Below are 14,429 nucleotides of genomic sequence, written 5' to 3'. Positions count from 1 at the left end.
CGAGAATTGAGCAACGGAGCCGCCCGGCGAAGGAGTGCTGATGAGCGCACCACTACTTCATGACCTGACCGTCGAGTTCCCTGTGCAGGGAATCACCGCGGTGTACAACCGCGGGATCGGACACTCCACCGCGGGCTGTTCGTGCGGCTGGTCCGGCGTCCGGCGACGGTTGAAAGCCGTGGCCGCACAGGATGCTTGGACTCACTGCATCCGACAGGGGTGTGAGGTGTCAGTGCCCCTGGTGCTACTCGGCGGCTGACGGGCCGGACAGGATCGCCCGCAGCGTCGCCGGTTCGACGTTGCCGCCGGACAGAATGATCACGGTGCGCCCGGGCGGCAACGGGTGGCGCCGGTAGGCGGCCAGCGCCACCGCGCCGCTCGGCTCACTCACCAAGTGCGCTTTGAACACCAACTCCCGTACCGCTGACCGGATCTCGTCCTCCGAGACGGTGAGCACGCCGGCCAGCACCCGCTGCAGATGCGCGAAGGTCAACTCCGAGGGCTCCGATCTCAGCCCGTCGGCGATGGTCCGATTGCGGTCGGCGATCGACATCGATACCCGGTGCCCGGCCCGGAGCCCCGCCGCGGTGTCCGCGGCGAGTTCGGGCTCCACCCCGAAGATCTGGGCCTGCGGGCACAGTGCTTTGACCGCCGTGCCGATACCCGAGGCCAGCCCGCCCCCGCTGACCGGGATCAGCACATTGGCCACCTCCGGCAGGTCCTCGGCGATCTCCAGCCCGGCGGTGCCCTGTCCGGCGATGACATCGGGGTGATCGAACGGCGGCACCAGGGTGGCCCCGGTCTTCTCGACGAGTTCGGCGGCCACCACCTCCCGCTGCCCCGCACCGCAGAGCACCACCTGCGCACCGAGCGCACGGGTCTTGCGCACCTTGATGTCCGGCGTCTCCGCCGGCATGACGATATGGGCGGCGATGCCGAAACTCGCTGCCGCATAAGCCACCGCCTGGGCGTGGTTGCCACTGGAATAGGCGACCACCCCGCGCGACCGGACCGCCGCATCGATGCGCCCGACGGCATTGAGTGCGCCGCGCACCTTGAAGGCGCCGATCACCTGCAGACTCTCCGGTTTGATCCACAGCGGGTGGTCGGGGTCACCCCAGTCCGCCGGGATCAGCGGCGTGCGGACCACGGTGCCGTGCAGCCTGCGCGCCGCGTCGCGGATGTCCTCGAGCGTGACCAGGGTGGGATGACTCATCGCCGATCACGCTTCCATGCCGCCACCGCGTCGGGCAAGGTGAGCGGGTGAGTTCACCCGGCGACCAGCCGTTCTCGTTTCCGGTCGTGCCCCGCTACGCCGAAGTCGATCAGCAGGGTGTGGTGTTCAACGGGCATTACCTGACGTGGTTCGACGAGGCGTGCACGGCGTTTCTGGACCGGCTGCCGGTGCCCTACGAGGGCTTGCTCGCCGACGGGCTGGATTTCAAGGTGGTGCACAGCGAGATCGACTACCTGGCCTCGGTGCGCTGGCGTGACGGCGTACGGATCGAGGTGGTGTGCGAGCACATCGGCACCACCAGCTTCACCATCGGGTTCGGGGTGCTGTGCACCGGCGCCGGCGCGGCCGAACAGGTCGCCGTGCGCGGGCGTAACACCTATGTCGTGGTGTCGACCGGCGACTGGGCGAAACGACCCATCCCGGCCCGCTTCCGGGCGGCGCTGGCCTCTTGTGTGCCGCGCGCGGGACGCTCACAGTGAGAAGATGACCGAACAGTGGATCCAGGGGCACGTCCTGCAGCGGATCATGTTCCGCGACGGTCTGGTGCTCAACCTGGATGAATACAACGAACTCGTCATCTCCGCCCCGATGGAGCTGACGGTGCCGCCCCTCGACGGGGAACAGACCGGGGTCGAGGTGTTCTCGATCGACCCGATGGCGGTGCGCCGCGAGCAGAAGCCGCTCTTCGACTTCGCCGGGGCGGTCTGTACCCACGCCGACTGGGACGACGACGGCAGCCTGCACCTGCGGTTCTCCAGCGGGCAAGGTATCGATGTGCACTGCGACGAGCGGCACACGTCGTGGGAGCTCTACGGCAAGTACCACGGGTACGCGGCCTGCCTGCCGCACGGCCACGTCCGGGTGGTGCGGCACGACATCCCCGAGGACGCCGACGCTGCGCCGATCAGTTGAAGCCGACGCCGAAGATCGGGATCCACAACCCGAACAGCCAGACACCCCACTGCCGGAACCCGTCGTCCCACACCGGGCTCGCGTTGTAGCCCCAGTAATTGACGCTGTGCGGCAGCGGGCCGTTCCACTGCAGCGGGGGCGGCGGGCCCCAGCCCCACGGCGGCGGACCCTGGCGGTCGTCCCACCAGTCGTGGCGGTTGTTGGCCCACCACACGCCCTTGTCCCAGTGATTGTCGAATCCGGGGCCGTCACACCACGGGCGGCAGTCATTGCCGCGCCCGTCGCCGTGCCCATTACCGTGCCCGTTGCCATTGCCGGGCTGGGCCGTCGCCACCGCACCCCCGAGTGTGGCGCCGCCCAGTCCCAAGCTGCTGACGATCGCGGCACTCGCCACGATCCTGGCCAGCTTCATAGTGATCTCCCGCCATGTTGGGTCCATCTTCGTACGGAAGACGGCAAGTCGACGACAGCAGATCGAAGGCGGAGCAAGTCACTGCCGGTCGGCCGCCATTCCTACCCAAAGTATCGACCGCCACCGCGGTGGTGTTACCGCCGGGGCGCCGCGGCAGCACCGGGCCTCACGGCCGAGTCGCCGACCCGACGGCCGATGACGGCGCCGACGATGAACGACGCCACCAGCAGTCCGATGATTCCCCAGCCCAGCGCGTTCGAGGTCGCCAGTCCCTCCAGGTTGGTCAGGATCAGCACCAGGGTGACCCCCAGCCCGGCCAGGCCGAGTGCCGGTGCGATGCGCACCCGCCACTGGGAGTGGCCGCGACGGTCACGTGCGAAGAACACCAGCACCGCGACGCTGGTGGCGATCAGCAGCACCACGAAGCCGACCGTGGTGGCCGCCGCGAACCACGTGTAGAACTGCGTGATCGGATCCAGCTGGAACAGCACGGCCGCCGCGATGCTGATGGCGACGACGCCCGAGATCCACAGCGACGCCTTGTGCGGGGATCCGTGCGCGGTGTGCGCGACGCCGAGCGACTGCGGCAGCACACGGTGCTGCGAGAGCGCGAACACGTAGCGCGACGCCACGTTGTGGAACGCCAGAATGCAGGCGAACAGGCTGGTGAAATAGAGCACCGTGATGATGTCGTTGCCGGCGGTGCGGATGTAGGTCTGGGCGATGTCCGACAGGAATGTGCCACCGGAGTCCGTCGCCTTGGCAACCGCCTGGGTGTCGCCCCACGCCGAGATCAGCGCCCAACTGGTGACGGCGTAGAAAGCGCCGATGAGGATCAGCGCGGCGTAGGTGGCACGCGGAATGGTGCGTTCGGGATCCTTGGCCTCATCGCGGAAGATCGCGGTGGCCTCGAAGCCGATGTAGCTGAGCATTGCGAACAGCAGCCCGATGCCCAGCGATCCGGAGAACACCGTCGACGGGGTGACGACGCCGGCGGACAGCCCGTGGTCGCCGCCGCCGCGCACGACGATGACCAGGTCGAGGACGAGGATGATGGTGATCTCGGCCGTCAACAGCACGCCCAGCACGCGGCTGGACAACTCGATGTTGCGGTACCCCAGGAACGTGGTCACCGCGAACGCGATCGCCGCGATGACCCACCACGGGATCTCGGGTCCACCGAACAGGGTGACGACGCCACCCCCGGCCGGCCCGAGCAGGCCGTACACCCCAGCCTCCAGGGCGACGTAGCTGATCAGTGCGAGGAAGCCGAAGCCGATGCCGACCGAAAAGCCAAGGGAATGGCGGATATAGGAGAAGAAGGCACCCGCCTCCTGCACGAACGGCGTCAGCGCGGTGAAGCCGACCGCGAACAGCAGCAGGATGATCGTGGACACGATGAAGGTCGCGGGGAAGCCCGCACCGTTGCCGTTGGCGATGCCCAGCGGGAAGACACCACCGACGACGCCGAGCGGCGCGGCGGCCGCCACCACCATGAACACGATGGCGGCCACGCCCAGATTGCCGCGCAATTTTCGTTCGGCGCGCGCCGGTGCGGTGAGATCGTCGGGTACCGCGGTGATTTCGGACATGTGCGGGACCGTAAGCCGCCACCGTCGTGGCGGCCACGGCTACGGTCACCGTGCGTGAAAGGCCGTAACAAACCGACACAATCGACGGCCCGGATGCGACATTGCACAGCGCGCTGAGTTCAGTAGTCTTGCCGAACATGTCGGCGAGTTCGGTGCGGTCGTTGCCCACCAGAGGTCTGCGTCCGCTTCGGGTTGGCGCGACGCCGGTGCCGCACGCCGAGATCCTGGAGAACGTCGGCGCCGAACTGGCCGCGCACGGGATCGACCTTCAGATCACGGTCTTCGACTCGTTCGACGAACCGAACGACTGGCTGGCATCAGGCCGGTTGCACGCCAACTACTTTCAGTACCTGCCGTTCCTGGAGGAGTTCAATCGGCGCACCGGTCACGCGCTGGTGCCGGTGGTCCCGGTACACATCGAACCGTTCGGGCTGTATTCGACGCGGTTCGCCGGGATCGCCGCGGTGCCCGACTACGCCGAAGTCGCGTTGCCGTCCGACCCGGTCAACATCGACCGGTCGCTGCGGATGCTCGACCGGCTCGGCGTGATCGAATGCGGGCTCGACCCGCGGCAGCTGGCAGGCGTAGGTGACATCCGGGCCAACCCGCGAGCCCTGGTGTTCAAGGAGCTGACCAGCGCGGGGCTGCCATCGGCCCGCGAGGATTTCGATGTGGTGTTCCTGTTCGGCAATCAGGCGATGGAATCGAATGTGGACACCGCCACCGCGCTGCACTGTGACCGGGCCAACCCCGCCTACGCCGAATACCTGGTCACGGCGCCCGGCGCGGCCCAGCACCCCGATATCGCAGTGCTGGCGGCCGCCCTGAACAGCGAATCCACCCGCGATTTCATCGCTACGGCGTACGCCGGCCAAGTGGTCACCGCGTTCTAGTTCGGTTCAGCCGGAGCCAAACCCTGGCCGGACCGCCACCACACCGGTCACATTGCCGGGATGTACCAAGCCGCCGGCCCGTCACCGGCCGACGCCGGCACGGTGCGGGTGGTGCTGACGTTCGAGGTGCCCGCCGGGTTCGTCGAACTGCCGTTGCGGACCGCACAGCTGGCCGACGAGTACGGCAGGATCATTGCCAGGTCGGTGCCGGGTGTGCGGGTGCGGCCGGCCGAGATCACCGCCGCCTCGCCCGTTTCGCCAGGGCCGGCGGCGGCGCCCGGCGGTCTGGTCATCGGACGCAACGACGCGTGGGTGGACGGTGTGCCGCTGCACCTGACACGCAGGGAGTCCGGCTTGCTCCGGTATCTGGCCGAACGGGGCGGGCGGGTGGTCTCCCGTCACCAGTTGATGGTGCAGGTGTGGCGGGACCCCAAGGTGTCGGCGCGCACGGTGGACACCCATGTGCGACGGCTGCGCACCAAGCTCGGTCACTACGCCCGGGCCCTGCGAACCGTGCGGGGAACCGGATACCGTTGGGACTCAGCCGATCTGATCGAGCTGGCAGGTCACAGCGTGACGGTCACCGGCCCGACGGCATTGCACACCGACACGGTGGGGCTGCCGGCCGCCGCGCACCCGCGGCCGCTGGCCACGTAGGTCGCCCCGGGCCGGTACGGCGAGAAGAACACCTGCGCTGCGACGGGGCCTTCGCTGCTGACACACAGCGGGGCGGTGCCGGCACCGCGCAGTTCCAGGCAGGCGACCTGCAATGTGGAGTTCGACCGGTTGCACGCCGCGGCGGCCACGGCGGCGGTCACCATCGGGACACCCGACACCTGGGTCACCGACGGCCGGGACAAGGTGTACGCGCAGCCCGGTTGGTCGGGGGCGGCGGTGGCACTTCCCGCGCCGGTGAGGCACGCGCCGATCAGGACCGGCAGAAGAACAACGGCGCGACGTCTCATCAGTAGATTTTAGGTCACTGCCAGGCGTCTCGATCGACAATGAACAGCACCAGCGTGGCGGCGAGGATGCCGGCGGCCACCCAGATGGCGTGCACAGCCCAGGCGCGGCTGAGCACCGCACCGATGACCGCGCCTGCGGCGAACGCCCCGATGAGCGCGGCATAGATACCCCAGGCCCGCAGGGCACCGGGCTTGCGGTCGACCAGCCCGTCGTAACCCGCCTCGACGAATCGCATCAGGTTTCCGGTGGTGGCCACCGGCAGGTAGGCCAGGTCGCCGATGTTGCGGAACAGCCCGATCTGCACCGCCGCCAGGAACGAGATCGGCACGGTGACGTAGCTGTGCGGTACCGAGGCCGGCACGAATCCGATGATGACCAGCGCCACCACCTGCACGCCCATCGCCCACCGCAGCGGGTGCGGGAGGTGGCGTTCGGCGCGGCCGGACTTGATGTGCGCGGCCACCGCGACGCCCGCGATGAAGGCCAGGATCGGCCACACATGCGCCAGCGCGGCGGCCACCCGTTGCTGCGAGATGTCCAGCGCGAAGAAGATGACATTGCCGGTCTGCACGTTGGCGAACACATGGCCGCGGGCGTAATAGGTGTAGGCGTCCAGGAATCCGTTGGTCAGGGTGAGCAGCAGGGCGAACCACAACGTTCGGGTGCGCGCGGTGTCCTCGACACCGGCGCCGTGCCCATCGGACATGCCGTCAAACTACCCGGCGGCCGCACCCAACGCGTCGAGCATGCCTGCCGCCGAACGCGGCCAGGTGAACTGCTCGGCGCGACTGCGCGCGCTGCGCCGGCGCACCAGCTCGGGACGGCTGATCACCGTGGCGACCGCGTCGGCGATCGCCGCGGGGTCGTTGTCCGCGGTGGCGCCGCTGTCCTCGGTGAGGATCTCGGCCAGCGCCGATGTCCGCGACACCACTGCCGGGGTGCCGCAGGCCAACGCCTCCAGCGCGGCCAGCCCGAAGGTTTCGTGCGGCCCCGGTGCCAGCGCCACATCGGCGGAGGCCAGGATGCCCGCCACGGTGTCCCGGCACCCGATGTACCCGGTGAAGTCGACCGGCAACCCGGCGGCCTGGCGTTGCAACCGGGCTCGCAGCGGGCCCTCCCCCACCACCACCAGTCGGGCATCCAGGCCCGAATGTCGCAGTGCCGCAAGCGTATCGATGCTGCGGTGGGCGTGCTTTTCCACCGAGAGCCTGCCACAGTGCACCAACAGGGTCTGTTCCGGTGCCGCCCACCGGCGGCGCACCTGCGCGCTGCGCCGATTCGGGTGGAACTGCTCGAGGTCGACGCCGAGCGGGACGGTGACGACGTTGGGGGCCCCGATCCGGTCGAACTCGGCGCGGGCGAACCCGGTGGTGCACACCACGGCGTCGTAGTTCGCCGCGGTGCGGCGGTTGGCGAAGTCGGCGACACCGCGCGCCGCGTGCGGCGGAAGAAGTTGTCCGACAAGGCGATCGAGCCGCTCGTGGGAGATCATCACCGTCGCGACGCCGTGCCGCCTGCCCCACGGGCCCAGCGAGCGCAGGGTGAGCCGGTCGGACACCTCCAGCGCGTCCGGGCGCAGCTGTTCCAACAGCGTGGTCACCGGCCCCGGCAGCACCGCGCGGTAACCGCCGGTGAGCGGGATCAGCGCGGCGGGCAAGGCCAGTCGCACCACCCCGGACGGCAACACCTGCCGGTCCCGGTGCGCACCCGGGACGACCAGGTACACCTCGTGGCCGGCCGCGCAGTACTCGGCGCCGAGCCGGTCCACCGCGGTCCGCAGTCCGCCCGACCGGGGGCCATAGAAGTTCGCGACCTGGACAACTCGCATACGACCATCACATCGGCAGCCCATGTGCTGACGAACACGCGCATCCGACGCGTCCCTTAACGGGGCGTGAACGACAAACTCAGGAAAGGTACCTGGCGAACCAGTCCTGGCTGCGCTGCCACGCGTCGGCGGCGGCCGCGGCGTTGTAACGCTCCCCGGTGTCGTTGAAGAACGCGTGGTTGGCGCCCGGCTCGGTGACCAGGTCGTGGACCAGACCGGCCTTCTCCAGGGCCGCTTTGACGATGGGCTGGGTGGAGGTCACCCGGTCATCGAGAGCTCCGTAAAAGCCAAGTACGGCAGTACCTTTGGCGGCGCCGAAGTCGGGATTGTCCGGCGCCGGGCCGTAGAACGGAACGGCGGCGGCCAGCCGCGGCTCCCCCGCGGCGAGCAGTTGCCAGACCAGCCCGCCACCCATGCAGAACCCGACCGCGGCGAGTTTGGCGCCAGGTGCGCGCCGGGCCAGCTCGTCGACACCCGATTTCAGGTCGGCCACCATGTCGGCGGCCGGGATCTTGCCCAGCGCGGCGGTGGCCGCGGCGGGATCGGTGAAGCTACCGGTTCCGCCCTGCCCGGACAGCAGATCGATGGCCAGCGCCGAATATCCACTGCCCGCGAACCGGCCTGCGACCGAACGCGTCCAGTCGTTGAGTCCCTTGTTCTCGTGCACGACGAGCACCGCGCCCTTGGGATCGGCGGCCGCACTCCAGGCCGCTTCCAGCTCCCCTTGCGGACCGGTCCAATTCACCGGCTCGGTGGGCAGGGTGTGCTCCGAGCCCGGCGGCGGCTCGACCGGGGCCGGTGAGTCCGACCGGGCACCGGACGTGCCCGGGGCGGGGGCCTTGGTGCCGGCGCAGGCTGCGATCAGCGCGCTCGCCGCACCGGTTCCGATGCCGAGCAACGCCATCCTGCGCAACGCTTCGCGCCGCGACATCAGTCCGTCGACGTGGTCGGTGGCAATCTCTTCGGCGATGTAACGCTGCATCGGAGTCACCCGCGCGAGTATGCCCGTCCATCCTGCACGCCGCCGCCGCGTCCGCCACCGGTTTGCGCAAAGACCGCGTGCGCCGTCGCCGACGCGCGATACTCGGACGATGACGGCTGGGTCGCTGCGTGGCCGGGTCGCGGTGGTCGCGGGCGCGACCCGTGGTGCCGGCCGCGGTATCGCCGCCGGTCTCGGTGCGGCGGGTGCCACCGTCATCTGCACCGGCCGCAGCAGCACCGCAGGCAACGCCCAATCGGACTATGACCGTCCCGAGACGATCGAGCAGACCGCCGAACTGGTGACCAGCCTGGGCGGGACGGGCCTGGCCATCCAGGTCGACCATCTCGATCCCGGCCAGGTGCAAGCGCTGGCTCACCGCGTCCGCGCCGAGTTCGGGACGATCGACATCCTGGTCAACGACCTGTGGGGCGCGGAGGTGCTCAAGGGTCCGCCCTCGACCTGGGGCAGGCCGATGTGGGAACACGACCTCGACGATGGGCTGCGCATTCTGCGTCTCGGCATCGACACCCACTTGATCACGTCACACTGCCTGCTACCGCTGCTGGTCACCCGGCCGGGTGGACTCCTGGTCGAGATGACCGACGGGACAACCGAATACAACGCGGAGAACTACCGGTTGTCAGTGTTCTACGACCTGGCCAAGGTCGCCGTCAACCGGCTCGCCTACAGTCACGGCCACGAGCTGCAGATGGTCGGCGCCACCGCGGTGGCGGTCAGCCCGGGCTGGTTGCGCTCGGAGATGATGCTGGACGCCTACGGCGTCTCCGAGGCCGACTGGCGGCGCGCCCTGGATGTGAACCGCGACGACGGCTACCCGTGCGCTCCGCCCGGCTTCCTGCAGTCCGAATCTCCCCGTTTCGTGGGCCGGGGGGTGGCGGCGATCGCTGCCGATCCGGATCGGCAGCGGTGGAATCAGCGCTCGGTCACCTCGGCCACGCTGGCCACCGAATACGGATTCACCGATATCGACGGTCGACGCCCCGACGCCTGGGCGGTGCAATGACGGCCGACCGGCTGGCTTTGTAGACAAGTTTTGAAATCTGTTCACGATTTTCGTTGACACCCGTCCGGCCGCGCTGTTGTGATGGCGGGGTGAGCACGAACGTGACCCGCACCACTTTCGACACCGTCATCCGCGGCGGCCGCTGGTTCGACGGCACCGGCGCCCCCTCCGCGGTGCGCACCATCGGCATCCGCGCCGGCCAGGTCGTCGCGATCAGCGCCGACGAACTGGATACCACCGGGTGCCCGCAGGTGATCGACGCCGCGGGCATGTGGGTGCTGCCGGGGATGCTCGACATCCACACCCACTACGACGTGGAGATCCTGGGCGGCCCCGCGCTCGGCGAATCGCTGCGCCACGGCGTGACGACGGTGATGCTCGGCTCCTGTTCGCTGTCGACCATTCACGTCGGAGGTGAGGATGCTGGTGACCTGTTCGGCCGCGTCGAGGCCATCCCGCGCGAACACGTGATCGCCGCGGTCGACGACCACAAGACCTGGACTACCGCCGAGGGGTACGTGGATGCGCTGGAGGAGTTGCCGCTGGGCCCCAACGTGGCGGCCTTCCTCGGGCATTCGGACATCCGCACCGCAGTGATGGGCCTGGACCGGGCGACCCGCCGCGAGCAGCGGCCCACCCGCCGCGAGCAGGCCGAGATGGAACGGATGCTGGCCGAGGCACTCGATGCCGGATTCGTCGGAATGTCCTCGCAGCAACTGCTTTTCGACAAGATCGACGGCGAGGTGTGCCGGTCGCGAACCTTGCCGTCCACCTATGCCAAACCGCGCGAACTGCGCAGGCTCAAAGCCCTGCTGCGACGCACCGGCCGGGTGTTGCAGTCCGGTCCCGACATCACCAATCCGTTCGACCTGGCCTCGCAGCTGGCGCAGTCGCTCGGCCTGTTCCGCAACCCGCTCAAGACCAGCCTGCTCTCGGCGGCCGACGTGAAGTCCAATCCCTACGCCGTCAAGATCCTGGGCCCGCTGGCCCGGGCGGTGAACGCCCTCGGCGGCAACTTCCGCTGGCAGCACCTACCGGTGCCGTTCCAGGTGTACGCCGACGGAATCGACCTGGTGGTCTTCGAGGAGTTCGGCACCGGCGCCGCCGCACTGCACCTGCGCGACGAGGTGGAACGCCACGCGCTGTTGCGTGATCCCGAGTACCGCAAGCAGTTCCGCAAGGACTATGAGAGCAAGTTCGGGGTACGGGTCTGGCAGCGCGACTTCTTCGACGCCGATATCGTCGAATGCCCTGACCCTTCGGTGATCGGCCGGTCGTTCGGCGAGGTGGCCACCGATCGCGGCGTGCACCCGGTCGACGCGTTCCTGGACCTGGTGCTCGAACACGGCCGGGCGCTGCGCTGGCGCACCACCATCTCCAACCACCGGCCCGAGGTGCTCAAGAAGCTCGCCCGCGACCCGGGCATCCAGATGGGCTTCTCCGACGCCGGAGCGCACCTGCGCAACATGGCGTTCTACAACATGGGGCTGCGGCTGCTGCGGCACGTGCACGACGCCGAGAAGGCCCGCCGGCCGTTCATGACCGTCGAAGCGGCCGTGCACCGGCTGACCGGCGAACTGGCCGACTGGTACCGCCTGGATGCGGGTCATCTGCGCATCGGGGATCGCGCCGATGTGGTGATCATCGACCCGGCCCACCTGGATGCCACCCTGGAGAGCTACGCCGAGGACCCCGTCGCCCAGTACGACGGGCTGTCTCGGATGGTCAACCGCAATGAGGACACCGTGCGTGCCGTGCTGGTCGGCGGGCACACGGTGTTCGCCGCAGGCAAGCCGACCGAACTGGTGGGCAGGCAGCGCACCGGACGGTTCCTGCGAGCGGCGCACCGCGCCCCCGCGCTGCCCATCGCGAAAGACGACGCGAAAGGTGAATTATCCAGTGTCAGTTGAGGACACCGTGCTCGGAATGTGGAAGGCGCTGTCCGGGCGGGACTGGGAGTCGGTCAAGTCGTACCTGGCCGATGACTGCATCTACGCCGACATGCCGGTCGGGCCCGCGGCCTCCGCCCGCGGACCGGAGGACATCGTCAAACGCCTGAAGATCGGGCTGGATCCGCTGGCGTCCTACGTCAACCACGACGGACTGCTGGTCGCCGACGGCGGCAACGTGATGTATGAGCACTCCGAGACCTGGGAATGGCGTACCGGGGAGACGGCGGTGTTGCGCTTCGTCAGCGTGCACCACGTCGAGGATGACCGGATCACGCTGTGGAAGGACTACTGGGACATGGGTGCGCTGGTGAACTTCGCCCCGTCGACCTGGATGGACGACCTCGCCCGCTCCGACATGTCCTGGATCTACGACGCCACCGGGCAGATCTGAGACTGAACCGGACCGGCTGCGGGTACGTGCAACGGGTATGACCTCCGTAATCCGCCATCTCAGTCTCGTCATCGCGTCCGCCGCGCTGCTGCTCGGGCTCACCGCACCGACGGCCGTGGCCGACGACCGCCTGCAATTCACCGGAACGACATTATCGGGTGCCCCGTTCAACGGTGCCAGCCTGCAGGGCCGCCCGGCCGTGCTGTGGTTCTGGACCCCGTGGTGCCCGTTCTGCAACCAGGAAGCCCCCAGTGTCAGCAAGGTCGCCGCGGCCAACCCCGGCGTCACGTTCGTCGGGGTGGCCGCCCGTTCCGATGTGGCCGCCATGGCGGGCTTCGTCTCGAAGTACAACCTCGGCTTCACCAATCTCAACGATGCCGACGGGTCCATCTGGGCCCGGTTCAACGTGCCGTGGCAGCCGGCCTACCTGTTCGTCAAGCGGGACGGCACCTCGTCTTTCATCAACAACCCGACCTCGGCGATATCCGAACAGGAATTGTCCGACCGGGTCGCCGCGCTGAGCTGAGTGGACACCGATCTGGTTGCGCTGGCGTTCAGCGCCGGACTGGTCGCCGCCCTCAATCCCTGCGGTTTCGCGATGCTGCCGGCCTATCTGACACTGGTGGTCCAGCGCGACGGCGGTCCCGCCCGCGCGTTCGTCCGGGCACTCGCCGCCACGGCGGCGATGACCGTCGGCGTGGTGGCGGTCTTCGCCGGCTTCGGCGCCTTGGCCGTGTCGATCGCCTCCACCATCCAGCGTTATCTGCCCTACCTCACCGTGGTCATCGGCGTGACCCTGCTGATGCTGGGCCTGTGGCTGCTGGCGGGGCGTCGGGTCGGGGTACCCGTCGGCGCCGGTGCACGGTGGGCGCCGACGGCGCGGCTGGGATCGATGGTCGGCTACGGGGCCGGCTTCGCACTGGCATCGCTGTCCTGCACGGTGGGGCCGTTCCTGGCGGTGACCGCGGGCGCGGCCAACGCCGGGTCCGTCCGCGACGCGGCGGTGGTGTATCTCGCGTACGCGACCGGCTTTGCCGTCGTGGTCGGCGCGCTGGCCGTCTCGGTGGCCTCGGCCAGTGCCGCACTGCTGGCCCGGATGCGCCGAATCGTGCCTTATGTCAACAGGATCGGCGGGGCGCTACTCGTCCTGGTGGGTGCGTACGTGGCGTATTACGGCGTCTACGAGATCCGGTTGTTCTCCTCGGCGGCCGGCCCGGCGGACCCGGTGATCACCGCCGCCGGGCGGGTGCAGTCCGCGCTGGCCGGCTGGGTGCACCAGCATTGGCTGCTCCTGCTCCTGCTGCTGCCGACCGTCGCGGTGCTCACCGTGACAACAGCGCGATACCGGCGACGCCAAGGGCGATCACTTTGACCACCTCGAGGCCGACGTACGCATAGTGGGCGCGCGATCGCGGCGCATCCAGCCCGGCCAGTACGGCGTCGGAGCGACGGGTCAGCCGCGGCTTTACCACCAGCAGTTGCACCACCAGGGTGGCGGCGGCGGTCGCGGCCGCCGCCACGGCGGCCACCGGCCGATCGGATACCGCGAAAGCGACGGCAATGATGGCCGCGAGCACCGATTCGACGGTGTTGAGGGCCCGGAACACCAGACGGCCGATACCCAGCCCGATCGCCGGCGTGACACCGGGTGCCCGGAACTTCAACGGCGCCTCGAGGAACGAGATGGCCAGCACCATGCCGAGCCAGAGGAACACCGATGCGGCCGCGGTCGCGGCACCGCCACCCATCGGGATCAGAGGGTGATCTTGCAGCTCTGCCCGATGTCGAGGGTGCGCAACATCCGGCCCATCCCCAGCCACATTGCGCAGGACAGCGCGAGATCGGTCAGCAGTTCGTCGTCGAACTCGGCCGAACAGCGGGCCCAGAAGTCCTCGTCATCGCGCAGCGCGGTGTGGTCACGGGCGAACCGCTCGGCGAACTCGGCCGCCACCCGTTCCGCGGCGCTGTAACCCGGCCAGCTGCGCCAGTCCGCCGCATGGTCGTAGAGGTCCTCGTCGACGCCGGCGGCGATGCCGTCCGAGTCGCGGGTGTTCTGGCACACCACGCATTCGTTGTCCAGCGCGATCACCATCCGGGCCAGCTCGCGCACCCGCATCGGCAGCCGGTTCTTGGTGTACACCGCGTTGGTGAAGCCGGCCATGGCGACGCCGATATCGGGTGATTTGAGCACCCAGGCGGCGGCATCATCGTCGGCGAAATCTCCGATTCGGCTCATGGCC

At 68.9% G+C, this 14,429-nt stretch carries 18 protein-coding genes; 9 read left to right on the top strand and 9 right to left on the bottom strand.

The genetic code is table 11. The features are described 5' to 3' along the window. Positions 1-244: 244 nt before the first annotated feature. On the bottom strand, positions 245-1,216 hold the full coding sequence (locus ACXPWS_RS14525; protein WP_458713090.1) for a threonine ammonia-lyase: 972 nt from the start codon (positions 1,214-1,216) through the stop codon (positions 245-247). 47 nt (positions 1,217-1,263) lie between these two features. Here ACXPWS_RS14525 and ACXPWS_RS14520 point away from each other — a divergent pair, with 47 nt between their 5' ends. After that, positions 1,264-1,716 carry an acyl-CoA thioesterase gene (locus tag ACXPWS_RS14520; RefSeq protein ID WP_458713089.1) on the top strand — a complete coding sequence of 151 codons (453 nt, stop codon included), beginning with the start codon at positions 1,264-1,266 and terminating at the stop codon, positions 1,714-1,716. Between the two features lie 4 nt (positions 1,717-1,720). Continuing rightward, positions 1,721-2,149 (top strand): DUF6188 family protein, encoded by a 429-nt coding sequence (locus ACXPWS_RS14515; RefSeq protein WP_458713088.1) that lies wholly within the window; start codon positions 1,721-1,723, stop codon positions 2,147-2,149. On the opposite strand, the gene ACXPWS_RS14510 is transcribed toward ACXPWS_RS14515, so the two are convergent. Together ACXPWS_RS14510 and ACXPWS_RS14505 are read right to left on the bottom strand one after the other, a co-directional pair. Further along, entirely contained in the window at positions 2,142-2,561 is a 420-nt protein-coding gene (locus ACXPWS_RS14510; protein ID WP_458713087.1) for a hypothetical protein, read from the bottom strand. The genes ACXPWS_RS14515 and ACXPWS_RS14510 overlap by 8 nt on opposite strands. A gap of 134 nt (positions 2,562-2,695) precedes the next feature. Continuing rightward, positions 2,696-4,153, bottom strand: coding sequence for an APC family permease (locus ACXPWS_RS14505; protein WP_458713086.1), 1,458 nt, complete (start codon positions 4,151-4,153; stop codon positions 2,696-2,698). Between the two features lie 137 nt (positions 4,154-4,290). Here ACXPWS_RS14505 and ACXPWS_RS14500 point away from each other — a divergent pair, with 137 nt between their 5' ends. Next, entirely contained in the window at positions 4,291-5,046 is a 756-nt protein-coding gene (locus ACXPWS_RS14500; protein WP_458713085.1) for a MetQ/NlpA family ABC transporter substrate-binding protein, read from the top strand. A 60-nt stretch (positions 5,047-5,106) separates the two neighbouring features. Next, entirely contained in the window at positions 5,107-5,703 is a 597-nt protein-coding gene (locus tag ACXPWS_RS14495; RefSeq protein ID WP_458713084.1) for a winged helix-turn-helix domain-containing protein, read from the top strand. Here ACXPWS_RS14495 and ACXPWS_RS14490 read toward each other — a convergent pair. The 4 genes from ACXPWS_RS14490 to ACXPWS_RS14475 form a co-directional block, all read right to left on the bottom strand. Further along, positions 5,613-6,011 carry a hypothetical protein gene (locus ACXPWS_RS14490; RefSeq protein ID WP_458713083.1) on the bottom strand — a complete coding sequence of 133 codons (399 nt, stop codon included), beginning with the start codon at positions 6,009-6,011 and terminating at the stop codon, positions 5,613-5,615. The two genes, ACXPWS_RS14495 and ACXPWS_RS14490, sit on opposite strands and share 91 nt — an antisense overlap. 14 nt (positions 6,012-6,025) lie before the next feature. After that, a complete protein-coding gene (locus ACXPWS_RS14485) occupies positions 6,026-6,718 on the bottom strand; it encodes a YoaK family protein (RefSeq protein ID WP_458713082.1) in 693 nt (230 codons plus the stop codon). A gap of 9 nt (positions 6,719-6,727) precedes the next feature. Continuing rightward, the gene (locus tag ACXPWS_RS14480) at positions 6,728-7,840 is read right to left on the bottom strand and encodes a glycosyltransferase (RefSeq protein WP_458713081.1); all 1,113 of its coding nucleotides are present in this window, start codon (positions 7,838-7,840) and stop codon (positions 6,728-6,730) included. A 79-nt stretch (positions 7,841-7,919) separates the two neighbouring features. Further along, positions 7,920-8,831 (bottom strand): dienelactone hydrolase family protein, encoded by a 912-nt coding sequence (locus ACXPWS_RS14475; RefSeq protein ID WP_458713080.1) that lies wholly within the window; start codon positions 8,829-8,831, stop codon positions 7,920-7,922. A 100-nt stretch (positions 8,832-8,931) separates the two neighbouring features. Between ACXPWS_RS14475 and ACXPWS_RS14470 the strand changes: the two genes are divergently transcribed. The 5 genes from ACXPWS_RS14470 (at position 8,932) to ACXPWS_RS14450 (ending at position 13,561) form a co-directional block, all read left to right on the top strand. Then, a complete protein-coding gene (locus tag ACXPWS_RS14470; RefSeq protein ID WP_458713079.1) occupies positions 8,932-9,846 on the top strand; it encodes an SDR family oxidoreductase in 915 nt (304 codons plus the stop codon). Positions 9,847-9,947: 101 nt separating this feature from the next. After that, positions 9,948-11,756: an N-acyl-D-amino-acid deacylase family protein gene (locus tag ACXPWS_RS14465; protein WP_458713540.1), complete on the top strand. Its 1,809-nt coding sequence runs from the start codon at positions 9,948-9,950 to the stop codon at positions 11,754-11,756. Beyond that, positions 11,746-12,189: a nuclear transport factor 2 family protein gene (locus ACXPWS_RS14460; protein ID WP_458713078.1), complete on the top strand. Its 444-nt coding sequence runs from the start codon at positions 11,746-11,748 to the stop codon at positions 12,187-12,189. The genes ACXPWS_RS14465 and ACXPWS_RS14460 overlap by 11 nt, the downstream gene beginning before the upstream one ends. Before the next feature lie 37 nt (positions 12,190-12,226). After that, complete coding sequence (locus ACXPWS_RS14455; RefSeq protein WP_458713077.1) at positions 12,227-12,715, top strand: protein disulfide oxidoreductase; 489 nt, start codon at positions 12,227-12,229, stop codon at positions 12,713-12,715. Then, entirely contained in the window at positions 12,716-13,561 is an 846-nt protein-coding gene (locus tag ACXPWS_RS14450) for a cytochrome c biogenesis CcdA family protein (protein WP_458713076.1), read from the top strand. Here the strand turns inward: ACXPWS_RS14450 and ACXPWS_RS14445 are convergent. Together ACXPWS_RS14445 and ACXPWS_RS14440 are read right to left on the bottom strand one after the other, a co-directional pair. After that, positions 13,512-13,937, bottom strand: a complete 426-nt coding sequence (locus ACXPWS_RS14445) for a hypothetical protein (protein WP_458713075.1) — start codon at positions 13,935-13,937, stop codon at positions 13,512-13,514. The genes ACXPWS_RS14450 and ACXPWS_RS14445 overlap by 50 nt on opposite strands. A 5-nt stretch (positions 13,938-13,942) precedes the next feature. Next, the gene (locus tag ACXPWS_RS14440) at positions 13,943-14,425 is read right to left on the bottom strand and encodes a carboxymuconolactone decarboxylase family protein (RefSeq protein WP_458713074.1); all 483 of its coding nucleotides are present in this window, start codon (positions 14,423-14,425) and stop codon (positions 13,943-13,945) included. Positions 14,426-14,429: the final 4 nt, after the last annotated feature.

The sequence above is a fragment of the Mycobacterium sp. BMJ-28 genome (genome assembly GCF_054404835.1).
Note: the sequence above shows the minus strand (reverse complement) of the source record. Positions and strands in the feature narration are given on the sequence as shown.